We start from the raw sequence: 21,704 nt of genomic DNA, 5'->3' as shown, positions 1-21,704 counted from the left end.
TGGCTAAGCAAAGGCCTCGTTTCCTCCCGCACCTTTGCTCAAGGACACATCATGGACAAGCTGCCCACGCAAATGACCGTGGTCGCCATCTCCAAGCCCGGCGGACCGGAGGTGCTGGTGCCGGAACAACGCCCCGTGCCGCAGCCCGGTCCGGACGAGATCCTGGTCAAGGTCGAGGCCGCAGGCGTCAACCGGCCCGACGTGGCGCAGCGCTCCGGCGCCTATCCGCCGCCGCCCGGCGCCAGCGACCTGCCCGGCCTCGAGATCGCCGGCGAGGTGGTCGCGGTCGGCAGCAACGCCAAGCGGCACAAGATCGGCGACAAGGTGATGTCGCTGGTCGCCGGCGGCGGTTATGCGCAGTACTGCATCGCGCAGGACGCCCAGGCGATGAGCGTGCCGCCGGCGCTGTCGATCAAGGAAGCCGGCGCGCTGCCGGAAACACTGATGACGGTGTGGCACAACGTGTTCGAGCGCGGCGGCCTCAAGGCCGGCGAGACGCTGCTGATCCATGGCGGCTCCTCCGGCATCGGCACCATGGCGATCCAGCTCGCGAAAGCGTTCGGCGCAAAAGTGTTCGTCACCGTGGGATCGCAAGACAAGGTCGATGCCTGCCTCAAGCTGGGTGCCGACCGCGCCATCAACTACAAGACCGAGGACTTCGTCACTGTCGTCAAGGAAGAGACCAACAAGGCCGGCGTCAATCTGATCCTCGACATGGTCGCCGGCGACTATGTCGACCGCAACTATGACGCCGCCGCGGTCGACGGCCGCATCGTCCAGATCGCGACCCTCAACGGTCCCAAGATCACCGCCAACATCGCCAAGGTGATGGTGAAGCGCCTCACCCATACCGGCTCGACGCTGCGTCCCCGTAGTAATGCGGACAAGGCGGCAATGGTGGCCGCAATCGAGCAGAAAGTGATGCCGCTTTTGCGCGAGGGCCGCGTCAAACCGGTAATGGACAGCTCTTTCCCGCTGGAAAAGGCGGCCGACGCGCACCGGCGCATGGAGACGAGCGCACATATTGGCAAAATTGTGTTGGAGGCCTAGGCCGCTGACCCACAGGGGACGGCGGAAACCCTTTGATTTTCCTCGCTTTCGTGGCATCTATCGCGACGCGCCGAACCACTTCCGGTCCGGTTTGAAAATGTCTTGCACTCGCAGTTTGCGTCGAACGCGGAGAACTGACCTTGCGTCTGATCAGGTGCCTCGCGCCCATCGCGCTGGGCCTCATGATTCTTGTCGCCGCGTATCCTGCGCGCGCGCTCGATGCTGTCAGCGTCCGTAGCGACGCGCCCGCGATCGACCTCACCGGCGTGCTCGAGCATCAGCGCAGCGATGCCGACCGCATCCAGGTTTCCACCGCGCCCGGCACCGACGGCATCGTCCGCCGCATCGAGGTGCGCGCCCGCGAGGGTGGCGTGAACTGGGTGGTGTTCGCGCTCGCCAACAACACCGACGACCAGCTCGACCGCCTGATCGTCGCGCCGCATTACCGCATCGTCTCCTCGGGGCTGCTCTGGCCCGACCTCGGGCTGTCGCGCATCGCGACCATCACGCCCTCGACCGGCGACCGGCCGGAGCGGCAGGAAAGCCCGACCGCCGACGTCTTCCGCATCACGCTCGACCCCGGCGCCGTCATCACCTTCGTCGCCGAGCTGCGCACCGACAAGCTGCCGCAGCTCTATCTGTGGGAGCCGGAAGCCTACAAGGACAAGGTCAACTCGTTCACGCTGTACCAGGGCATCGTGATCGGCATCTCCGGCCTCTTGGCGCTGGTGCTCACCATTCTGTTCGTGGTGAAGGGCAGCATCATGTTCCCGGCCGCCGCGGCGCTGGCCTGGGCGGTGCTGGTCTATATCGGCGTCGATTTCGGCTTCTGGGGCAAGGTGCTCGACATGTCGAACAACGCCGAGCGCATCTGGCGCGCGGCGGGTGAAGCGATATTGGCGGCGACGCTGCTGGTGTTCCTGTTCGCCTATCTCAACCTCAGTCGATGGCATGTGCGCTATTCGCACATCACGGTGGGCTGGCTGGCGTTCCTCGGCTCCCTCGTCGCGCTCGCTCTGTTCGATCCGGCGGTGGCTTCCGGCATCGCTCGCATCTCGCTGGTGCTGATCGCCTTCGCCGGTTTTGCGCTGATCGTCTATCTCTCCACCCACGGCTTCGACCGCGCGGTGCTCTTGATCCCGACCTGGTTCCTCCTGGTGGTCTGGGTGGTCGCGGCCGGCATGACGGTGGCGGGCTCCGTCACCAACGACATCGTCGGCCCTGCCCTGCTCGGCGGCCTTGTGCTGATCGTGATGCTGATCGGCTTCACCGTCATGCAGCACGCCTTTGCCGGCGGCGGCGCCAGCACCGGCGTCGTCTCCGACATCGAGCGCCGCGCACTGGCGCTGGCCGGTTCCGGCGACCTGATCTGGGACTGGGACGTCTCCGCCGACAAGGTGTTCACCAGCCCTGAGACCGAAGCCCTGCTCGGCCTCAAGCGCGGTACGCTGGAAGGCCCGGCGGCATTGTGGCTCGAAGTGCTGCATCCGCTCGACCAGGACCGTTTCCGCGCCGCGCTCGACAGCGTGCTCGACCAGCGCCGCGGCCGGCTCGTCCAGGACTTCCGCCTGCGCACGCCGGACGGTCATTTCATGTGGTTCGCGCTGAAGGCGCGCCCGGTGGTCGGCTCGGACGGCGAGGTCTCGCGCGTGGTCGGCACGCTCACCGACGTCACTGAACTGCGCAACGCTGAGGAACGCCTGCTGCACGATTCCGTGCATGACAACCTCACCGGCCTGCCCAACCGCAAACTGTTCATGGACCGGCTCGGCGCGGTCGCGCATTTCGCCAAGACCATGCCGACGCTGCGCCCGACGCTGATGGTGATCGACCTCGACCGCTTCAAGCAGGTCAACGATTCCGTCGGCATCGCGGTCGGCGATTCCATCCTGCTGACGCTGGCCCGCCGCCTCACCCGCATCCTGAAGCCGCAGGACACGCTGGCGCGGCTCGCCGGCGACCAGTTCGGCCTGATCCTGCTGTCGGAGCAGGATCCTGCGCGCATCACCGCCTTCGCCGAGACCATCCGCAAGACCATCCGCGCGCCGATCGCCTTCAACGACCGCGAGATCTTCCTGACGGCTTCAATCGGTCTTGCGCTCTCCGATCCGCAGGTTCAGCTCACGGACGAGATCATCAAGGACGCCGAGCTTGCGATGTATCACTCCAAGCGCATCGGCGGCGATCGCATCGACGTCTACAAGCCGGCAATGCGCGCCCGGAAGACCGACCGGCTGACGCTGGAGAGCGAGCTGCGCCGCGCCATCGAGCGGCAGGAGATCACCATCCTGTACCAGCCGATCGTGCGGCTGGAGGATCGTTCGATCGCCGGTTTCGAGGCGCTGTCGCGCTGGGATCACCCGAAGCTCGGGCGCATGGCGCCGTCGGAATTCATCACCATCGCCGAAGAGACCGGCCTGATCGTCGATCTCGGCATGTTCGTGCTCGACCAGACCGCAAAGCAGCTCTCGGTGTGGCAGCGCGCGATGCGCTCGCGCGAGCCGATCTTCGCAAGCGTGAACGTCTCCTCGCGGCAGCTGCTGCGGCACGACCTGATCCACGACGTCCGCACCGTGCTGTCGCGCTCCTCGGTGGCGCGCGGCACGCTCAAGCTGGAATTGACGGAATCGCTGGTGATGGAGAATCCGGAGCACGCAGCCCAAATGCTGACGCGCATCCGCGAGCTCGGCACCGGCCTGTCGCTCGACGATTTCGGCACCGGCCATTCGTCGCTGGCCTATCTCCAGCGCTTCCCGTTCGACACCATCAAGATCGACCAGTCCTTCGTCCGCACCACCAGCCGCGGCACCCGTCCGGTGATCCTGAAGTCGATCATCGCGCTCGCGCACGATCTCGGCATGGACGTCGTCGCCGAAGGCGCCGAGACCGATTCCGATGCGGTCGAGCTCTACCAGATGGGCTGCGAATACGCGCAGGGCTTTGCCTTCGGCGAGCCGATGGACGCTGACGCGGCGATGCGCCTTTTGACGGAAGTGCGGCTGGAAGCGGCGAGCTAACCCACCTCTCCCCTTCTTGGGGCCGTCCGCGCAGCGCGCGGGGTGAGGTGCCCGATCAGGCCCTGCTTGATCCAGATCAATGGTCCGCGGCTCAACCGCCGCGAAAAATGGCGCGCAGCATTCGATCCAGAACGGTTTCGTCATCGAGGCCGCTGGGCTCGCCACGTCGTTCTCGGTGTGCCCGCACGCGTCAAGCGCAACGGCTGGGATGAGCAGACCAAGCGCGTCCTTCTCAGGAGATACGGATGAACCGGCACCTTTTCTACGCGATCACCCTCATAGGCACCGGAATGTTCCTCGCCTCGTCGGCCGAAGCCGTGACGGCGGCACGATGCGAGGATCGAGGCGCAAACTGCATCGGCTCATGTGCCATCTACACCGGCGGGGCCGGTGACTTCAGGGGCCGCCAGAACGTGTGCATGCGCGCCTGCGACCAGCAGACGACCAGATGTCTGATACGAGCACACGCCGATGATGAACGCTGGTCCCGGTGGCGCCAATGAAGGCCTTGGTTTGACCAGTACTGTAGGGTGGGCAAAAGCGCACTTGCGCCGTGCCCACAACCCAACATCACAACTGAAGTGGTGGGCACGCTTCGCTTTGCCCACCCTACGATACTGTCGCGCTGCGAAACAACCTTCCCCTCCAGAGGAGAGGCAGCAGTGTCACTCGCCGTACTACCGGCGCCGGTCGTTCTTTCGCTTCCTAAACCGCACGCTCTGTCCGTCAGGCATCCGCGTCGCCACGAAGCCGGCGGCGAGGCAGGCTTCGCGCTGCGGCATCTGGATGTCGGGGCTGCGCAGGCTGTCCCACCACGAGGCGCGGTTCGCCGCGCGCGGCAGGGCCGCGCCGATGATCTCCTCGATCTGTTCGAATGTCAGGACGAATTCGGCCTGCTTCTGCCGCATCAGATAGTCGCGCAACGCATCGTAGTCGTTCACAATCGTCCTCTCGTGCGGGCTGGGTCTCGTCACGCGAGACCTGCCGAAAAACGCTAGCCCATTAAACCGATTCTTAACTCATCGCGGCTTCGCCGTCGCGGCTTAAACACTACGCAAGCTTTCGGGCGCATCCATCAGGATCGGGAGCGAGCGATGCTGTCTGGATGGCGCGAAGTCACGGCCCGCCGGCCGTGGCGCATTTCGGCGAAGCTGCTGATCATCTCGTCCGTGGTGACGGTGATCGGCTTTTCCGCCATTTGCGTCAACGTCATGCTGGACATGCGCCGCGGCGAGGAGGCGCTCGCCCGCCAGACGCTGGAGAACCTCGCGACGACCATCGAGTCCGACATCAGCCGCAACATCGAGATCTACGATCTGTCGCTGAAGGCGGTCGCCGGCAACATGCTGCTGCCCGAGCTCGCCACGGTCTCCAAGCCGATCCGTCACCTGATCCTGTTCGACCATGCGACCACGGCGAAGCATTTCGGCGCCATCCAGGTGTTCGATGCCGAGGGCCGGCTGGCCATCGACGCCTCCGCGCTCGATCCGCTACCGGAGAACCGCGGCGAGGAGGATTACTTCACGGTCCATCGCGACAATCCCGGTGCCGGGCTCTTCATCAGCCGGCCCATGCTGTTTCGCGGCGCCTATTCGATCGTGCTGAGCCGGCGCATCAGCGACAACGACGGCGGCTTCATGGGTGTCGTCGCCGGCTCGATCCGCTTCAGCTATTTCCACGAATTGTTCGAGCGGCTGAGCCTCGATCCCGACGACACCATCACCGTGCTCAAGCGCGACCGCACCATCATGATGCGGCGGCCGTTCGACCTCGACATCATCGGCAAGAACCTGAACGAGAGGCAGACCTGGAAGGCCGACAATCTCCGCATCGGCACCGCCTATTCGGGACAAGGCCCGGTCGATCCGACTCCGCGACTCTATGTCCGCAGCGGCGACAACGGTCCGCTGTTCGTGGTGGCGGGCAAGCCGCTCGCCGCGGTGTTCGCGCTCTGGCAGAAGGAGGCGTTTCGGATCGGCGCCGTGGTGCTGGCGCTGGCGCTGTTCATGCTGGCATCGACGCTCGTGCTCGCGCGCGAGATCGGCCGGCGCGCCACGGCCGAGCGCAAGCTCGAGGAAATGGCGACGACGGATGCGCTCACCGGCCTGAAGAACCGCCGCAAGTTCGATTCGGTCATCGACGTCGAATGGCGGCGCGCGATGCGCCAAAAGACGTCGATCGCGCTCTTGATGATCGATGCCGATCACTTCAAGGCCTACAATGACACGTTCGGCCACCAGGCCGGCGACCAGGTGCTGGTCGGCATCGCCATCTGCATCTCGGACTCGGTGAGCCGCGCCGGCGATTGCGCCGCGCGTTATGGCGGCGAGGAATTCGCGGTGCTGCTGCCGAACACCTCGGCCACCGACGCGTTCAAGGTCGCCGAGACCATCCGCGCCAAGGTGCAGGGCTGGTCCGACGACCAGGCGACATCGACTGTGTCCTGCGGCATCGCCAGCCTCGTGCCGGCGAGCGGCATGGACTGGTCGATCCTGGTCGCCGCGGCCGACAAGGCGCTCTATGCGGCGAAGGCGGGCGGGCGCAACCAGTCGGTGGTGGCAAGCCTGCCGAAGCTGTCGCTGGTGGCGTGAGGCGCGCTGTCGTTATGAGGCGATAACGCGCGCTTCAAAATCGGTGTCGTCCCATAACCCCAGGGAGTGGTTTGGCGAAGACTCGTCGTTCGGTACTGCGACCGAACGCGATCGATGGATTCCGCGGTATGGGTCCCTGCGTTCGCAGGGACGACGGCGGAATATGGGGCTACTACTATTGCCCCAGATACTTCTTCATCTCCGCGATCAGCCCATCGCGCAGCTCGGGGCGCTTCAGGGCGTAGGCGATGTTGGCGCGGAGGAAGCCGGGCTTGGAGCCGCAATCATGGCGCTCACCCTCGAACTCGACGCCGTAGAATTTCTGCGTCTTGGCGAGGCCGATCATGGCGTCGGTCAGCTGGATCTCGCCGCCGGCGCCGCGCTCCTGGGTCTCCAGGATCTTGAAGATCTCGGGCTGCAGGATGTAGCGGCCGGTGATCGAGAGGTTGGAGGGCGCGGTGCCCTTGGCCGGCTTCTCGACCATGCCGTCGACCTCGAACATCTTGCCGTTGCGCTTGCCGATGCCGCATATGCCGTATTGATGGGTGAGATGGTCGGGCACCGCCTCGACCGCGATCACATTGGATTTCTCGCCGAGCGAGGACGCCATCTCGATCATCTGCTTCAGGCAGCCCGGCGTGTTGAGCACGAGCTCGTCCGGCAGCACCACCGCGAACGGCTCGTTGCCGACGATGTCGCGCGCGCACCAGACCGCGTGGCCGAGGCCGAGCGGCGCCTGCTGGCGGGTGAAGCTGACGGCGCCGGCGTCCGGCTGGTTCTGCGCCAAAATCTCCTGCTCGGCCTTCTTGCCGCGAGCGGCCAGGGTGGTGTCGAGCTCGAACATCTTGTCGAAATGATCTTCGATGACATTTTTGTTGCGGCCGGTGACGAAGATGAAGTGCTCAATGCCGGCTTCCCTGGCCTCGTCATAGACGTACTGGATCAGCGGCTTGTCGACGATGGTCAGCATTTCCTTCGGCATCGCCTTGGTGGCGGGCAGCACGCGGGTGCCGAGGCCGGCGACGGGGAATACGGCTTTGCGAATCTTCATGGGATCGATCGAATACCTGAGGAAGGGAGCAATGGTATCTTGCTAGCCTGTTTGCAGCCGCCAACAAAGGCGGATGTGGGGCCTCCCGCTCACAGAGTTAAGAAAAAATCAGCCACCAAAATTTCACCTTTGTTAAGCTATTGGCAACCGTCGCCAGGCCTCTTGAACGGCGGATTTTCGGCCGGACGGACAGGACATGATGCAATCGATGGCAGCACTGGCGAAACGTGCCGGATCTTTGACCGGAGTGATTGTTGCAGTTGCAATACTGCTGCCGGCCAGCGTGAACGCCCAGTCGCAAAACGGCCTGTCGAACCTGTTCGGCGGCATTTTCTCCGGCCCCAATCCGGCGCCCGCGCAGGCCCCGCCCGGCCCCGGCGGGGTACAAACGGGAGTCCAACCTTGGAGCGGCGAGGACGGCGCCTCCGGCCATCCGCTGATGACGGCGGCAGCGATCCGCGAGGCGGCCTCCAATTTTGACAATTGCGTTGCCGGGATGTGGCCCGATGCCGCACGGCGCGGCATCACCCAGGAGAATTTCCAGCGCTTCACCGCCGGGCTCTCGCCCGACCTGCGCATCATGGACCTGATGGACTCGCAGCCGGAATTCACGAAATCGATCTGGGACTATCTCGACATCCTCGTGAACGACAACCGCCTCGCCAAGGGCCGCGAGGTGCTCGCCAAATACAAGGCGCAGTTCGACGCCACCGAGAAGGCATACGGCGTCGATCGCTACATCATCGCCGCGATCTGGGGCATCGAATCCAACTACTCGACACAGATGGGCGACCGCAGCGTGCTGCAATCGACCGCGACGCTCGCCTGCATCGGTCGCCGCCAAGCCTATTTCAAAGACGAGTTTCTCTCCGCGCTGGAGATCCTCAACCGCGGCGATCTCAGGCCCGAGCAGATGCGCGGCTCATGGGCCGGCGCGTTCGGCCCGACCCAGTTCATGCCGACTGCGTTCAAGCGCTTTGCCGTCGATGGCGACGGCGATGGACGGCGCGACGTCGTCGACAATCCCACCGACCTGATTGCGTCGACCGCCAACAACCTGAAGAAGGACGGCTGGCAGTCGGGCCAGACCTGGGGCTTCGAGGTCGTGGTGCCGCAGGGCTTCAACTACATGCTGGCCGATCGCGCCAAGGCGATGACGATCGCGCAATGGGAGAAGCTCGGCCTCAAGCGGGCGACGGGCCAGCCCTTCCCACATCCGGCGGAAAAGGCCTATCTGCTGGCACCGGCGGGCGCGCAAGGCCCCGGCTTTCTGATGCTGCAGAACTACCGCGTCATCATGAAGTACAATCCGGCCGAGGCCTATGCGCTGGCGATCGGCCATTTCGCCGATCGGCTGCGCGGTGGCCAGCCCTTCGTGCAGCCCTGGCCGCGCCAGGAGCGCGAATTGTCCCGCACCGAGCGGCTGGAGCTCCAGCAGCTGCTGGCCCAGCGCGGCTTCTACAAGGGCACCCCGGACGGCCAGTTCGGCGGCCAGACAAGGGAAGCCCTGCGCAATTTCCAGGCCTCGATCGGGGTCCCCGCGGACGGGTTTGCCTCCTCCGATGTGCTGGACCGGTTGCGCGGGCGGTAAAATCGCGCCGAAAGTAACCCTGAACAGGGATTTTGGCTGGCAGCCTTGACGGCGGCGGCAGTTCCCCGGTGTATGGGCAAAGAATCTGTGACGGAATCTGCCCGTTTGGCGCCTGATTCCGTTATTATATCGAGCCTATCCCGATCCCTATTGCGCGTGCCCGAGATCGCATGTCGAAGCCAAAGTCTTTCTTCAAGGCGCTGACCGAGACCGGCCCGTTGATCGCGCTGGGGACGGCGCTTGCGATCCTGGTCTCGATCGCGGGACCTGCCTCGGCGCAGTTCTTCAACTTCCCCGGCTTCGGCGGCCCACCGCAACGCCAGGCCCCGCCGCCGCGTCAAGGCGGTGGTGGCGGTGGCTGGTTCGGCGGTGATTTCTTCGCGCCGTTCCAGCAACCACAACAGCAGGCCCCGCGTCAGGATTTTTCGCGCGCGCCGGCACCAGCCAAGCGCGACACCACGCCCGACAAGAACGTGCTCGTGATCGGCGATGCCATGGCCGACTGGCTCGCCTATGGCCTCGAAGACGCCTACACCGAGCAGCCCGACATGGGCGTGATCCGCAAGCACAAGACCACCTCGGGCCTGATCAAGTACCAGCCGAAGGGCGAGCCCTCGGATTGGGCGGCGGCGGCCAGAGGTATCCTCGAGACCGAAAAGCCTGACGTCATCGTCGTCATGCTCGGTCTCAACGACCGCATCTCGATCCGCGAGCCGGTTGTCGACAAGTCGGACAAAGACAAGGACAAGAAGAACGACAAGGGCGCGCGCGCCAAGCCGCAAACCAAGCCGGGTGAGGCCAAGCCCGGCGACGCCAAGCCGGACACCGCCGCCAAGCCCGACGACAAGCCGGCCGACACCGATCTGCCGCAGGATGATGCCGACAACGCCGACACGCCTGCGGCCGCGCCGGAAAAGACGGCGCGCAATCCGAACGGCGTCTATGAATTCCGCGACGAGCGCTGGGTCGAACTCTACGGCAAGAAGATCGAGGAGCTCGCGAACGTCCTCAAGGCCAAGGGCGTGCCGGTGCTCTGGGTCGGCCTGCCCGCGATCCGCGGCCCCAAGGGCACGGCGGACATGCTGTTCCTGGATTCGCTCTACCGCGAGGGCGCGGCCAAGGCCGGAATCACCTATGTCGACGTCTGGGACGGCTTCGTCGACGAAGCCGGCCGCTTCCTCCAGAAGGGCCCGGACTTCGAAGGCCAGATCCGCCAGCTGCGCAGCGGTGACGGCGTCTATTTCACCAAGGCCGGCGCGCGCAAGCTCGCGCACTATGTCGAGCGCGAGATCACGCGCCTGTTGGCGGGCCGCTCCGGCCCGATCGCGCTGCCGAGCGAGCCGGCGACGCCCGACACCAGCGCCGAGCCCGGCAAGCCGGCGCCGCGGCCGCTGGCCGGCCCGATCGTGCCGCTGGTGGCGGCCTCGATCTCGACCGATCAATTGCTGGGCGGACCGGGCTCGCGTCCCGCCGCCGTCGATGCGCTCGCTGCCAAGACGATGGTGAAGGGTGAGCCGCTGACGGCGCCCGCAGGCCGCGCCGACGATTATGCCTGGCCGCGCCGCGAAGTCGGCCGCGAGCAGGCCAAGGGCGATACGCCGATGGCGGCGACGACGCCTGAGGGCGGTGCCGCCCCGGGTTCGGCAGGCACGGGTGCCGCCGCCGCGCTCGCGCCGCCGAAGCTCGCGCCGAAGAAGCCGCCGGCACCGCCACAGCAGCCGGCGCAGGCCGCGCCATCATTTCGCGATTTCTTCGGCTTCGGCTCGCCGCAGCCACCGCCGCGTCAATTCGCGCCGGCGCCGCGCAATCCGAATCCCAACCCCGCGATCCCGCGGCCGCCTGGCAATGTCGGGCGCTCGGCCGAGATTTTCCGGTAGCTTGCTGAGTGATGTCAGATGTCATTCCGGGGCGCGCGTAGCGCGAACCCGGAATCTCGTGCCGTCACATCTGGATTCCGGGTCCGCCGCGTAAACGCGGCGCCCCGGAATGACGTGGCGGGTCGCTCAGCCTCAATAGCGCCAGCGCGACGGCGGCGGGCGACGTGCGGGGCGCGACATCAGCAGGGCGAGTGCGAAGCCGATACCGCCGGCGACCAGCAGCGCGCCGAGCGGATTGTCCTGCACCTTCTTCGACAGCGCCTGTGTGCCATCGCGGAAGGTGTCGCCGCTGTTCTCATAGGCGTCCTTGGCGTAGCCCGTCGCGGTGTCCGCAGCATCGCGCACGGCATCCTTGGCCTGGCCGTAGAGGTTCTGCACCGTGCCTGCGGCTTCGCGTGCCTTGCCCGACGCCTGCGTCTTGGCATCGCCTGCCATGTCTCCGACTGCGCCTTCCGCGCGTCCGGCATATTCCTTCGCCGATCCGACAATCCGATCCGTGTCCATGATGCTCCTCCTCGGGGGTCAGCCCAAGTAACCGATCAGGCGCGGCGGGGTTCCAGCGAGTTAGAGAATGAGTCCCCCATCGACGACCAGCGTCTGGCCGATGATGTAGGACGACAGCGGCGAGGCCAGGAACAGTGCGGCGCCCGCCATGTCGGCGGGCGTGCCCAATCGCCGCAGCGGAATGCGCAAAAGTGCACCTTCGAGCCGCTTGGGATTGTCCGTCGTCACCTTCGTCATCTTGGTGTCGACGAGGCCCGGCGCGATGCCGTTGACACGGATGCCGTCCTCGGCCCACGCCTCGCCGAGCGTGCGCGTCAATCCGACCGCGCCGGTCTTCGAGGCGTTGTAGGCGGGATTGCCCATGGTGGAGTGATAGGCCGCGGTCGAGGACACCATGATCAGCGCGCCCTTGGCGTCTCGCAACATGGAATGGAATCGCGTTGCGCACGCCATCAGGCTCATCAGATTGACCTCGACGACCTTGCGGAAGCCGCTCATCTCGAACTCGCCGCGGCGATAGATCACCGCCCCCTGCGCGAGCACCAGGATATCGAGCCGGTCGAAGGACGGCGTGAACGCCTCGATGGCACCGGCATTGCTGACGTCGAGTTGCGCGTACGCGAGACCGGTGAGATCGGAGCCTTCCGCCGCCGAATATTCCGTTGCATGAGCACGCGTGCCGCAAACCGCAACGCTAGCGCCCCTGACGCGAAAGGCCTGCGCGATGCCGTTGCCGATGCCGCTGGAACCGCCGACGACCAGCACCTGCTTGCCTGAGAAATCGAGCTCGTTCGCCATGGCGGCCTCCCTTCTTGTTTTGCTTGTTTGACCTGTCTGCGGATCGATGCCAGCCTTGTCAATCATAACAACAAGCAAGACGCTGCGAGGAAACAGCATGACCGAGTCCAGAGAGCTCAGCCGGTCGGTGAAGGGCCTGACCGTTCTCGTCACCGGCGCCGCCAGCGGCATGGGACGCGCGACCGCGCGCGTATTTGCGACCGAGGGCGCGAACGTTGCCGTCACCGATTATGACGAGCAAGGCGCGCTATCCGTTGCCAAGGAGATCGCGGCGAGCGGCGGCGCGGCGAAGGCGTGGAAGCTCGACGTCGCCGATGCCGGCGAGATCAAGCGCGTCGTCGGCGATGTCGCCGCGCATTTCGGCGGACTCGACATCATCGTCAACAATGCAGGCATCTCCGTACGCGTCCCGATCGACGACGAGACTTATGAAGACGCCTGGGCCAAGGGCATCGCCGTGATGCTGACGGCGCATCCGCGCATCATCCGCGCCGCGCTGCCGCATTTGCGTAAGTCGAAGAGCCCGCGCATCGTCAACATCGCCTCGACCGAGGCGCTCGGCGCCACCGCGCTGCACAGCCCCTATTCGGCGGCGAAGGGCGGCGTGGCGAGCCTGACCCGCTCGCTCGCGGTCGAGCTCGGCCGCGAGGGCATCACGGTCAACTGCATCTGCCCGGGGCCGATCCGCACCGCGATCACCGACCGCATCTCGGAGGAGCACAAGACCATCTACGCCAAGCGCCGCACGGCACTCGGCCGCTACGGCGACCCCGAAGAGGTCGCGCATATGACGCTGAGCCTGTGTCTGCCGGCGGCGTCTTTCCTCACGGGCGCGGTGATCCCAGTCGACGGCGGGTTGATGGCGCGCAACGCGTGAGAGCTATGCGCGCCGCGCGTTGACAACTCCGAGTGCAGGAGTAGCTTTTTCACTGACAGAGCGGGACCAACCGCTCGCAGCCAGCGGGAGAAAACGCCATGACGATCGCCATCCGGCAGCTTCAGAAGCATTTTGTCGGCGAGGTTTCGGGCCTCGATCTGCGCAAGCCGCTGACACCGGACGAGGCGCGCGAGGTCGAGGCGGGAATGGACAAGTACGCGGTGCTGGTCTTCCACGACCAGGACATCACCGACGAGCAGCAGATGGCGTTTGCGCTCAACTTCGGCCAGCGCGAGGATGCGCGCGGCGGCACCGTGACCAAGGAAAAGGACTACCGTCTTCAGTCCGGCCTCAACGACGTCTCCAATCTCGGCAAGGACGGCAAGCCGCTGGCCAAGGACAGCCGCACGCATCTGTTCAATCTCGGCAACTGCCTGTGGCATTCCGACAGCTCGTTCCGCCCGATCCCGGCAAAGTTCTCGCTGCTGTCGGCGCGCGTGGTGAACCCGAAGGGCGGCAACACCGAATTCGCCGACATGCGCGCGGCCTATGACGCGCTCGACGACGAGATCAAGGCGGAGCTCGAGGACCTCGTCTGCGAGCACTCGCTGATGTATTCGCGGGGATCGCTCGGCTTCACCGAATATACCGAAGAAGAAAAGGAGATGTTCAAGCCAGTGCTGCAACGGCTGGTGCGCACCCATCCGGTGCATCGCCGCAAGTCGCTGTATCTGTCATCGCACGCCGGCAAGGTGGTCGGCATGAGCATGCCGGAGGGACGCCTGCTGCTGCGCGACCTCAACGAGCATGCGACGCAAGCAGAGTTCGTCTATGTCCACAAATGGAAGCTGCATGACCTCGTGATGTGGGACAACCGCCAGACCATGCACCGCGTCCGCCGCTACGACCAGTCCCAGCCGCGCGACATGCGCAGGGCGACGGTGGCGGGGACCGAGCCGACGGTGCAGCAGCAGGCGGCGGAGTAGCGACATACTACCCTGTCGTCCCGGACAAGCGCAGCGAAGCGGAGCGCCGATCCGGGACCCATAACCACAGGGAGTGGTTTGGCGAAGGCTAGCGGTGACCAGCCTGCCTCAAACTTCATCCTGTGGTTATGGGTCCTGGATCGGCGCTACGTTCTGGACAACGCTACGCGTTGCCAGAATCTCCGCTTGTCCGGGACGACAGCGGAGGGCGCTGCGCCAGCTACGCGTGCCCGGCCTCGTTCGAGAGCATGCCGGGATCGATGCCGATCTTGCGTAGCGCCCGGCCGTACTTCTCCTCGACATCGTCGCCGAAGATCAGGTCGGCATCGGCGTCGCAATGCAGCCAGCCATTGCTCTGGATCTCGGTCTCGAGCTGGCCCGGCGCCCAGCCGGCATAGCCGAGTGCGAGGATGGCGTGCTTGGGGCCGGAGCCGTTGGCGATCGCGCGCAGGATGTCGACGGTCGCGGTGAGGCAGACACCGTCGTCGATGCGCAGCGTCGCCTTCTCGATGTAGAAGTCGCTGGAATGCAGCACGAAGCCGCGGCCGGTGTCGACGGGACCGCCCTGCAATACCTTCATGGTTTCGGCATTCCCGGGCAGCTTGATGTGCTCGCCCTTCTTGATGATGCCGAGCTGCTGCAAGAGCTCGGGAAAGTCGATGCTGCCGGCCGGCTGGTTGACGATGATGCCCATCGCGCCCTCGGCCGAATGGGCGCAGAGATAGATCACCGAGCGTTCGAAGCGGGAGTCACCCATCACGGGCATTGCGATCAGGAGCCGGCCGTCCAGATAACCGGCCGAGCTGGGGAGCGCAGGGCCTGCGCTGCGGGTGCTTTCGCCCGTCCTCTTGCCTGTAGGAGCCATGGTGAAGCACTCCGGTTTCAATTCCTATCCTGATGTCGGGCCGGGCCGCTGTCAAATCAAGGCTTGCAGAGACTTGATTCAAGTGCATCCATCACAAGCAATTCAATGGTTTGGCCCAGGGTGACCCTGTAAAGACGTGCCATGCTGACAAGAGTTCCCCTGCGTGCGGCGATTGGCGTCGCGACAACCCTGCTTGCGTCGTCGCTGGCGTTCGCGGCTCATGCCGACGACGCCTCGCCCTGGCAGCGCGACGGACACTCCGCGGTGCGGCTGGTCGCGGGCTCGCGCAGCGGCGCGGTGCTGCTCGGCGGTATCTCCTTCCAGATCCAGCCCGGCTGGAAGACCTATTGGCGCATGCCGGGCGATTCCGGCGTTCCGCCGCGGTTCGACTTCTCGAAGTCGGATAATGTCGAAGCGGTGACGGTGATGTGGCCGGCGCCGCAGAAATTCGACGACGGCGCGGGCGGCCACTCGATCGGCTATCACGACCAGATCGTGCTGCCCCTGCGCATCGTGCCCAAGGCCGCCGACAAGCCGGTGACCTTGCGCGCCGAGATCAACTACGCCGTGTGCGAGAAGCTCTGCATTCCCGTCGAGGCCAGTGCCGAGCTCGGCTTCAACAACGTCGCCTCGACCGAGGACGCGAATTTGCGCGCCGCACTCGACACGGTGCCGAAGCCGGCCAATATCGGCGATCCCAATCCGCTGACCATCCGCGACGTCAAGCGCGATGGGCCCAAGAACGTGGTGGTCGACGTGGTCGTGCCTGACAAGCGCAACGTCAACCTGTTCGTGGAAGGGCCGACGCCGGACTGGGCCTTGCCGATTCCGGCCCCGGTCGACCAGGCACCGCCGGGCGTGAAGCGATTTACCTTCGAGCTCGACGGGCTGCCGCCGGGGGCCAAGCCTGATGGGGCGGCGTTGAAATTCACGCTGGTCGGGCCGGAGAAGTCGTACGAGTTCAATACGAGTTTGGATTGAGGCGGAGCTGTCGTCGCGGCGGCAGTCAGGACGCGGCGAGTGAGTTGCTCTGCCAGCGCTTCATATTCCGCTGTCGTCCCGGGGCGCGCGCAGCGCGAGCCCGGGATCCATAACCACAGGCCGTGGTTTGGCGAAGACTCGGAGTTTATCAGCTCGCGCTACAATTTCTCCCTGTGGCTATGGGTCCCCGCCTTCGCGGGGACGACACCGCAGTTGGCGCGACTGCACGCCCACCCAACCGAATCTTAACGAATGGTTGCTAATTCCCAAGCCTGCCGCAGACTGCGGGCGCCTGGGGATTCTTCGAATTGGCCGTGATGGATGCAGAACCCGCAACGACCGGACCGGCCGGGCTGATCGCGCGGCTGCGGGCCAGGTTGACCGGCGGATCGAGCGAGGCGTCGCTGACGCGGCGGCTGGCGGGCACCATCTTCATCATCCGCGTCATCAGCGCGGGCCTCGCCTATTTCTCGCAGGTGCTGCTGGCGCGCTGGATGGGTACCTCCGACTACGGCATCTATGTCTATGTCTGGACCTGGGTGCTGCTGCTCGGCAGCATGATGGATTTCGGCATCTCCGCCTCCGCGCAGAAGATCATTCCGGAGTACCGCACCAGCGGTGAGCATGCGCTGCTGCGCGGCTTCCTCTCCGGCAGCCGCTGGCTGACCTTTGCCGTCTCCACACTGGTGTCGCTCGCCCTTGCCGGCATCGTCAGGCTGCTGTCGCCCTGGATCAACCCGGCCGAGGAGCTGCCGCTCTATATCGGCTGCATGACGCTGCCCGCCTTCGTCGTTGCCAACACCCAGGACGGCATCGCGCGCTCGCATGACTGGATGCAGCTCGGCCTGATGCCGCAATTCATCATCCGCCAGGCGCTGATCATCGGCATCACCGCCGCGGCGTTCCTGCTCGGCTATCATCTCGGCGCGGTCGCCGCGATGGTCGCAAGCCTCGGTGCGGTGTGGATCGCGATGACCGGGCAGATGGTGGTGCTGAACCGCAAGCTCGCCGATCACATCGAGCCGGGCCCCAAGGCTTACGACATCAGCGGCTGGCTCGCGGTGTCACTCCCGATCCTGCTGGTCGAAAGTTTTTATCTGCTGCTGTCCTACACCGACGTGCTGGTGCTGCAGCAGTTCCGTCCATCCGACGAGGTCGGCGTGTATTTCGCCGTGGTGAAGACGCTGGCGCTGGTGTCGTTCATCCACTACGCGATGTCGGCGACGACGGCGCATCGCTTCGCCGAATACAACGCCCTCGGCGACAAGGCGCGGCTGTCGGCTTATGTGGCGCATGCCATCAACTGGACGTTCTGGCCGTCGCTGGCGGCAACGGTCGTGCTGCTCGCGCTCGGCAAGCCGCTGCTCTGGCTGTTCGGACCGCAATTTGTGGTCGGCTACGACATCATGTTCGTCGCCGCCATCGGCCTCGTCGTGCGCGCCGCGATCGGGCCAGTCGAGCGACTGCTCAACATGCTCGGCCAGCAGAAGATCTGCGCCCTCGCCTACGCGCTGGCCTTCGTGATGAACCTCGTGCTCTGCATTGCCCTGGTGCCGCGCTACGGCGGCCACGGCGCCGCGGCCGCAACCTCGATCTCGCTCACATTCGAGACGGTGCTGCTGTTCTGGATCGTGCGGCAGCGGCTGGGGCTGCACGTGCTGGCGTTTGGCAAATAGGCGCTAAGCGCCTGCCGGTGCGAGGGAACGGCCGTTTCGCGGTACGCTTGGGGCGGAGGCGAAACCCCTACCATCTCCCGCCCTGAAGAACGATTTTTCTTATTCCCTCCAAGCAGTTGCGCCGCAGGGAAAGTTTATTCTACGTCATATTGCCCAACCGACGAGATAAACCTAGATTCCCCGCACATGATCGATCCGCTCTATGTCGCCTCTGGTTTCGGCGTCGGCCTGCTTGTCGGGATGACCGGCGTGGGGGGCGGCTCGTTGATGACGCCGCTCTTGATCCTGCTGTTCGGCATCCATCCCACGACCGCCGTCGGCACCGACCTGCTCTATGCCGCCGCCACCAAGACCGGCGGCAGCGTGGTGCATGGCTGGTCACGCAGCGTGCACTGGCCGGCGGTGCTGCGGCTCGCCTGCGGCAGCATTCCGGCGAGCGCGCTGACGTTGCTGGTGCTGTGGAAGCTCGACCTGAAAAGCGATTCCGAGCGCAACCTCGTCAACCTCGTGCTGTGCTTTGCGCTGCTGCTGACCGCGACCTCGCTGATCTTCCGCAAATCGATCATGGAGCGCTACCGCAAGCGCCTCGAAGGTGTCGACGAGCGCACCACCGCGATCGCGACCGTCGTCACCGGCATCGTGCTTGGCGTGCTGGTCTCGATTTCGTCCGTCGGCGCCGGCGCGGTCGGCGTGACCGTGCTGCTGCTGCTCTACCCGCGGCTGCCGATGGCGACCATCGTCGGCTCCGACATCGCGCATGCGGTGCCGCTGACGCTGGTCGCGGGCGCCGGACACTGGCTGCTCGGCTCGGTCGACTGGGGCCTGATGGGCGTTCTGCTGCTGGGCTCGCTGCCCGGCATCATCCTCGGCAGTTACAGCGCAACGCGCGTGCCCGAGACGGTGCTGCGGGCCGCGCTCGCCTGCGTCCTCGTCGTGGTCGCTGGCAAGATCATGTTCGCGGAGCTGAACCTGTCGTCCGCGATCGTGACGGCGCTGGCCTGGAGCCATTAGGCGAGAGGCTGCCGCCTCGTCCTCGCTCTCGTAGGGTGGGCAAAGCGGAGCGTGCCCACCATTTCTCTCGATCAGACAAAGATGGTGGGCACGGCGCTGACGCGCCTTTGCCCACCCTACCGGCATCGGGCCGTTACTCCGCGGTCCAGCCGCCATCGATCGACAGGTTGGTGCCGGTGATCTGCGCGGCGTCATCGCCGCACAGGAACAGGGCGAGCGCTGCGACCTGCTCGGAGGTCACGAACTCCTTGGTCGGCTGCGCGTCGAGCAGCACGTCGTTGATGACCTGCTCGCGCGTGAGGTTGCGGGCCTTCATGGTGTCGGGGATCTGCTTCTCCACCAGCGGCGTCCAGACATAGCCGGGGCTGATGCAGTTGCAGGTGATCTTGTGGGTCGCCACTTCGAGCGCCACGGTCTTGGTGAGACCGTTGATGCCGTGCTTGGCCGACACGTAGGCCGACTTGAAGGGCGAGGCGACCAGCGAGTGCGCCGAGGCGGTGTTGATGATACGGCCCCAGCCCTTCTTCTTCATACCGGGGACGGCGGCGCGGATGGCATGGAAGGCCGAGGACAGGTTGATCGCGATGATCTGGTCCCACTTCTCGATCGGGAATTCCTCGATCGGCGAGACGAACTGGATGCCGGCATTGTTGACGAGGATGTCGACCGAGCCAAACGTCTTCTCGCCGAGCGCGATCATCTGGGCGATCTCGGCCGGCTTGGTCATGTCGGCGGGCGAATAGACTGCCTTGACGCCAAAATCGGACTCGATCTTCGAACGCTCCTTCTCGATGTCCTCAGGGGAACCGAAGCCGTTGATGACGACATTGGCGCCGGCGCTGGCGAAGGCGCGCGCATAAGCAAGCCCGATACCGCTGGTCGAACCGGTCACGACGGCGTTTTTGCCTGAGAGAGTACCCATCTTATTCGCTCCTTTTTGCCGGGGGCGCGGTGACGTCCCCCGTGAGATCGTAGGTCACCATGGTCTCGCCGGACTGCGGCTTCTCCAGCCAATCCTTGTGGCGCATCGACAGATGCACGTCACGCACGCCGGCTTCCCAATGCTCGACCATGGCGACATGCGAGAAGTCGTAATCCTTGGACGAGGATTCGTAGTTCTTGCTGCGGTAGATCAGGTGCACCACAGTGACGGTACTCTCACGTGCCGCCTTCGCAAGGAATTCGACGGAAGGATCGTTCTTGAGATAATCGGGCAATTTGGAAATCAGGTCGCGCACGGCCCTGCGGGCGTTGTGGATCTGCTTGTTCTTGTCGGTGTTCATGCGCGTGCGGCTGGAGAAGCGGATATCCTTCTCGCGCTCGGTCGCCTCGAGCAGCGAATTCGGCAGGTCGCCGCGGGCGCTGAACAGGTCGACCTGGAAGATCAGCATGTCGCGCGCGAGCTCGGCATCGAGCACGTAGTCGAGCGGGGTGTTGGAGGCGATGCCGCCGTCCCAGTAATGCTCGCCCTCGATGACGACGGAGGGAAAGCCGGGCGGCAGCGCGCCGGAGGCCATGATGTGCTCGGGGCCGATTTTCTTGCCGAGCTTCTTGAACTCGTAATTGTCGAAATATTTGAAGTTGCCGGAGGTGACGCCGACGGCGCCGACCGACAGGCGCGTCTTGAGGTCGTTGATGCGGTCGAAATCGACCAGGCGCTCCAGCGTCTTCTTCAGCGGCGCGGTGTCGTAATAACTTTCGGCTTCGCGATGGCCCGGCGGCCAGAGCGGCGCGGGCGGCACGCGCGGGACAAAGAAGCCGGGGACGCCGAAGGTCGCGATCAAAGCGGCGCTGGTCGAGTTGAACAGCTCGCGGCTGTGGTCGCTCTTGCCGATCGGTTTCCACGGCACCGGCGCGGAGACCATCTCCCAGAATTCCTTCAGCCGCTTGACGCGGGTGTGCCCCTCGTTGCCGGCGATGATGGCGGCGTTGACGGCACCGATCGAGATGCCGGCGACCCATTCCGGCTCGAAACCGTAGCCGCACAGCGCCTGATAGGCGCCGGCCTGGTACGAGCCGAGGGCGCCGCCGCCCTGGAGTACCAGGACACGTTGCGCATTCGCGGGGACGCTGGCGGATTCCGGGCTATGGTCGGTCATACGGGAACAATAGCAAAAGGCGAGCCACCGTGGCGACAGTTTCGCCACCCCGTCAATGCATCCCGGGATCAAGTCTGGCTTATCGGTCCGTCGAAGCCAGGATCATGGTCCAGAACACCTTGTATTTGGTGCCCGGAGCATAGCTCGCCGCTATGCCCAATTTTGTGACACCGTTCTTGAGCATGTTGGCACGGTGCGGAGGCGAGTCGCGCCAGCCGGAAAATGCTTCCGCCAGCGTATGATAGCCGGCCGAGATGTTCTCGACCGCGACGGTCGCGGGGTAGCCGCCGGCGGTCAGCCGTTTGGCCAGCGGAGCACGAACGTCGTGGTCCATCTTGTTGGCGGCAGCCATGGCCTGGGACTGGGATTCGGCGAGCCGCATCAGATCGGAATCGACCACGACCGTGCCGAGCATGTTGTTCTGGCGGTATTGCGAAATCATGATCGCGGCGGCCTGCGCGTCGAGCTGGGCGCCGGGGACGGCCATGTCGGCATACATCGACGGCTGCTGGACCGGCGCCTCATTGCCGGCGCAGCCGGCGAGAAGCAATAGGATGAGAATTGCGGCCGCAGCGCGCATGGATCGGGGCCCCCAAATGAGGGGCCGTTGTTGCATACCAACCGTGGCTGAAAGGTGAATTTTGAGGAAAATCTGTCCGGTGTCATTCCGGGGCAGTGCGCAGCACTGAACCCGGAATCTCCCTCTATAATCTCGAGATTCCGGGTTCGC

19 protein-coding genes are annotated in these 21,704 nt (G+C 65.1%); 11 read left to right on the top strand and 8 right to left on the bottom strand.

All coding sequences use genetic code 11. The features are described from left to right. Positions 1–51 precede the first annotated feature (51 nt). The 3 genes from WN72_RS06430 to WN72_RS06420 all read left to right on the top strand — a co-directional run bounded on the left by WN72_RS06430 (position 52) and on the right by WN72_RS06420 (position 4,570). Positions 52–1,050, top strand: a complete 999-nt coding sequence (locus WN72_RS06430; protein ID WP_092216563.1) for an NAD(P)H-quinone oxidoreductase — start codon at positions 52–54, stop codon at positions 1,048–1,050. Positions 1,051–1,190: 140 nt separating this feature from the next. After that, positions 1,191–4,067 (top strand): EAL domain-containing protein, encoded by a 2,877-nt coding sequence (locus tag WN72_RS06425; protein ID WP_167380859.1) that lies wholly within the window; start codon positions 1,191–1,193, stop codon positions 4,065–4,067. A gap of 245 nt (positions 4,068–4,312) precedes the next feature. After that, complete coding sequence (locus tag WN72_RS06420; protein WP_027561144.1) at positions 4,313–4,570, top strand: hypothetical protein; 258 nt, start codon at positions 4,313–4,315, stop codon at positions 4,568–4,570. A 174-nt stretch (positions 4,571–4,744) separates the two neighbouring features. On the opposite strand, the gene WN72_RS06415 is transcribed toward WN72_RS06420, so the two are convergent. Further along, on the bottom strand, positions 4,745–5,008 hold the full coding sequence (locus tag WN72_RS06415; RefSeq protein ID WP_167380860.1) for a DUF7662 domain-containing protein: 264 nt from the start codon (positions 5,006–5,008) through the stop codon (positions 4,745–4,747). Between the two features lie 153 nt (positions 5,009–5,161). On the opposite strand from WN72_RS06415, the gene WN72_RS06410 reads away from it, so the two are divergent. Next, positions 5,162–6,658: a sensor domain-containing diguanylate cyclase gene (locus WN72_RS06410; protein ID WP_092216565.1), complete on the top strand. Its 1,497-nt coding sequence runs from the start codon at positions 5,162–5,164 to the stop codon at positions 6,656–6,658. A gap of 175 nt (positions 6,659–6,833) precedes the next feature. Here the strand turns inward: WN72_RS06410 and galU are convergent, their stop codons facing one another. After that, entirely contained in the window at positions 6,834–7,709 is an 876-nt protein-coding gene (gene galU, locus WN72_RS06405; protein WP_027561147.1) for a UTP--glucose-1-phosphate uridylyltransferase GalU, read from the bottom strand. Positions 7,710–7,917: 208 nt separating this feature from the next. On the opposite strand from galU, the gene WN72_RS06400 reads away from it, so the two are divergent. Continuing rightward, a complete protein-coding gene (locus WN72_RS06400; RefSeq protein ID WP_430640378.1) occupies positions 7,918–9,300 on the top strand; it encodes a lytic murein transglycosylase in 1,383 nt (460 codons plus the stop codon). 170 nt (positions 9,301–9,470) lie between these two features. Next, a complete protein-coding gene (locus WN72_RS06395) occupies positions 9,471–11,177 on the top strand; it encodes an SGNH/GDSL hydrolase family protein (protein WP_027561149.1) in 1,707 nt (568 codons plus the stop codon). A gap of 132 nt (positions 11,178–11,309) precedes the next feature. Here the strand turns inward: WN72_RS06395 and WN72_RS06390 are convergent, their stop codons facing one another. Together WN72_RS06390 and WN72_RS06385 are read right to left on the bottom strand one after the other, a co-directional pair. Further along, positions 11,310–11,681: a CsbD family protein gene (locus WN72_RS06390; protein WP_027561150.1), complete on the bottom strand. Its 372-nt coding sequence runs from the start codon at positions 11,679–11,681 to the stop codon at positions 11,310–11,312. A gap of 60 nt (positions 11,682–11,741) precedes the next feature. Continuing rightward, the gene (locus tag WN72_RS06385) at positions 11,742–12,479 is read right to left on the bottom strand and encodes an SDR family NAD(P)-dependent oxidoreductase (protein ID WP_027561151.1); all 738 of its coding nucleotides are present in this window, start codon (positions 12,477–12,479) and stop codon (positions 11,742–11,744) included. Positions 12,480–12,576: 97 nt separating this feature from the next. On the opposite strand from WN72_RS06385, the gene WN72_RS06380 reads away from it, so the two are divergent. Together WN72_RS06380 and WN72_RS06375 are read left to right on the top strand one after the other, a co-directional pair. After that, complete coding sequence (locus WN72_RS06380; RefSeq protein ID WP_027561152.1) at positions 12,577–13,356, top strand: SDR family NAD(P)-dependent oxidoreductase; 780 nt, start codon at positions 12,577–12,579, stop codon at positions 13,354–13,356. Between the two features lie 98 nt (positions 13,357–13,454). Then, a complete protein-coding gene (locus tag WN72_RS06375) occupies positions 13,455–14,342 on the top strand; it encodes a TauD/TfdA dioxygenase family protein (protein ID WP_027561153.1) in 888 nt (295 codons plus the stop codon). Between the two features lie 220 nt (positions 14,343–14,562). Here the strand turns inward: WN72_RS06375 and WN72_RS06370 are convergent, their stop codons facing one another. Next, entirely contained in the window at positions 14,563–15,207 is a 645-nt protein-coding gene (locus WN72_RS06370; protein WP_027561154.1) for a YqgE/AlgH family protein, read from the bottom strand. A gap of 141 nt (positions 15,208–15,348) precedes the next feature. Between WN72_RS06370 and WN72_RS06365 the strand changes: the two genes are divergently transcribed. From WN72_RS06365 to WN72_RS06355, 3 genes are all read left to right on the top strand, one after another. Next, entirely contained in the window at positions 15,349–16,188 is an 840-nt protein-coding gene (locus WN72_RS06365; RefSeq protein ID WP_027561155.1) for a protein-disulfide reductase DsbD domain-containing protein, read from the top strand. Positions 16,189–16,496: 308 nt separating this feature from the next. After that, positions 16,497–17,864 (top strand): flippase, encoded by a 1,368-nt coding sequence (locus WN72_RS06360; RefSeq protein WP_027561156.1) that lies wholly within the window; start codon positions 16,497–16,499, stop codon positions 17,862–17,864. A gap of 186 nt (positions 17,865–18,050) precedes the next feature. Then, complete coding sequence (locus WN72_RS06355; protein WP_092216567.1) at positions 18,051–18,875, top strand: sulfite exporter TauE/SafE family protein; 825 nt, start codon at positions 18,051–18,053, stop codon at positions 18,873–18,875. Positions 18,876–19,008: 133 nt separating this feature from the next. Here the strand turns inward: WN72_RS06355 and WN72_RS06350 are convergent, their stop codons facing one another. The 3 genes from WN72_RS06350 to WN72_RS06340 all read right to left on the bottom strand — a co-directional run bounded on the left by WN72_RS06350 (position 19,009) and on the right by WN72_RS06340 (position 21,554). Then, complete coding sequence (locus WN72_RS06350; RefSeq protein WP_027561158.1) at positions 19,009–19,797, bottom strand: 3-hydroxybutyrate dehydrogenase; 789 nt, start codon at positions 19,795–19,797, stop codon at positions 19,009–19,011. 1 nt (position 19,798) lies between these two features. After that, a complete protein-coding gene (locus tag WN72_RS06345; protein WP_092216568.1) occupies positions 19,799–20,974 on the bottom strand; it encodes a DUF3734 domain-containing protein in 1,176 nt (391 codons plus the stop codon). Between the two features lie 79 nt (positions 20,975–21,053). After that, complete coding sequence (locus WN72_RS06340; protein WP_027561160.1) at positions 21,054–21,554, bottom strand: CAP domain-containing protein; 501 nt, start codon at positions 21,552–21,554, stop codon at positions 21,054–21,056. Positions 21,555–21,704: the final 150 nt, after the last annotated feature.

The organism is Bradyrhizobium arachidis (assembly GCF_015291705.1).
GTDB classification, from domain to species: domain Bacteria; phylum Pseudomonadota; class Alphaproteobacteria; order Rhizobiales; family Xanthobacteraceae; genus Bradyrhizobium; species Bradyrhizobium arachidis.
This window is presented reverse-complemented; position numbering and strand designations above follow the sequence as displayed.

What these genes read in the sequence shown, in the direction of transcription:
- WN72_RS06430 (WP_092216563.1), top strand. Translation starts at nt 52, where the DNA reads ATGGACAAGCTGCCCACGCAAATGACCGTGGTCGCCATCTCCAAGCCC.
- WN72_RS06420 (WP_027561144.1), top strand. Translation starts at nt 4,313, where the DNA reads ATGAACCGGCACCTTTTCTACGCGATCACCCTCATAGGCACCGGAATG.
- WN72_RS06410 (WP_092216565.1), top strand. Translation starts at nt 5,162, where the DNA reads ATGCTGTCTGGATGGCGCGAAGTCACGGCCCGCCGGCCGTGGCGCATT.
- galU (WP_027561147.1), bottom strand. Translation starts at nt 7,709, where the DNA reads ATGAAGATTCGCAAAGCCGTATTCCCCGTCGCCGGCCTCGGCACCCGC.
- WN72_RS06400 (WP_430640378.1), top strand. Translation starts at nt 7,918, where the DNA reads ATGGCAGCACTGGCGAAACGTGCCGGATCTTTGACCGGAGTGATTGTT.
- WN72_RS06395 (WP_027561149.1), top strand. Translation starts at nt 9,471, where the DNA reads ATGTCGAAGCCAAAGTCTTTCTTCAAGGCGCTGACCGAGACCGGCCCG.
- WN72_RS06390 (WP_027561150.1), bottom strand. Translation starts at nt 11,681, where the DNA reads ATGGACACGGATCGGATTGTCGGATCGGCGAAGGAATATGCCGGACGC.
- WN72_RS06385 (WP_027561151.1), bottom strand. Translation starts at nt 12,479, where the DNA reads ATGGCGAACGAGCTCGATTTCTCAGGCAAGCAGGTGCTGGTCGTCGGC.
- WN72_RS06380 (WP_027561152.1), top strand. Translation starts at nt 12,577, where the DNA reads ATGACCGAGTCCAGAGAGCTCAGCCGGTCGGTGAAGGGCCTGACCGTT.
- WN72_RS06375 (WP_027561153.1), top strand. Translation starts at nt 13,455, where the DNA reads ATGACGATCGCCATCCGGCAGCTTCAGAAGCATTTTGTCGGCGAGGTT.
- WN72_RS06370 (WP_027561154.1), bottom strand. Translation starts at nt 15,207, where the DNA reads ATGGCTCCTACAGGCAAGAGGACGGGCGAAAGCACCCGCAGCGCAGGC.
- WN72_RS06365 (WP_027561155.1), top strand. Translation starts at nt 15,349, where the DNA reads ATGCTGACAAGAGTTCCCCTGCGTGCGGCGATTGGCGTCGCGACAACC.
- WN72_RS06355 (WP_092216567.1), top strand. Translation starts at nt 18,051, where the DNA reads ATGATCGATCCGCTCTATGTCGCCTCTGGTTTCGGCGTCGGCCTGCTT.
- WN72_RS06350 (WP_027561158.1), bottom strand. Translation starts at nt 19,797, where the DNA reads ATGGGTACTCTCTCAGGCAAAAACGCCGTCGTGACCGGTTCGACCAGC.
- WN72_RS06345 (WP_092216568.1), bottom strand. Translation starts at nt 20,974, where the DNA reads ATGACCGACCATAGCCCGGAATCCGCCAGCGTCCCCGCGAATGCGCAA.
- WN72_RS06340 (WP_027561160.1), bottom strand. Translation starts at nt 21,554, where the DNA reads ATGCGCGCTGCGGCCGCAATTCTCATCCTATTGCTTCTCGCCGGCTGC.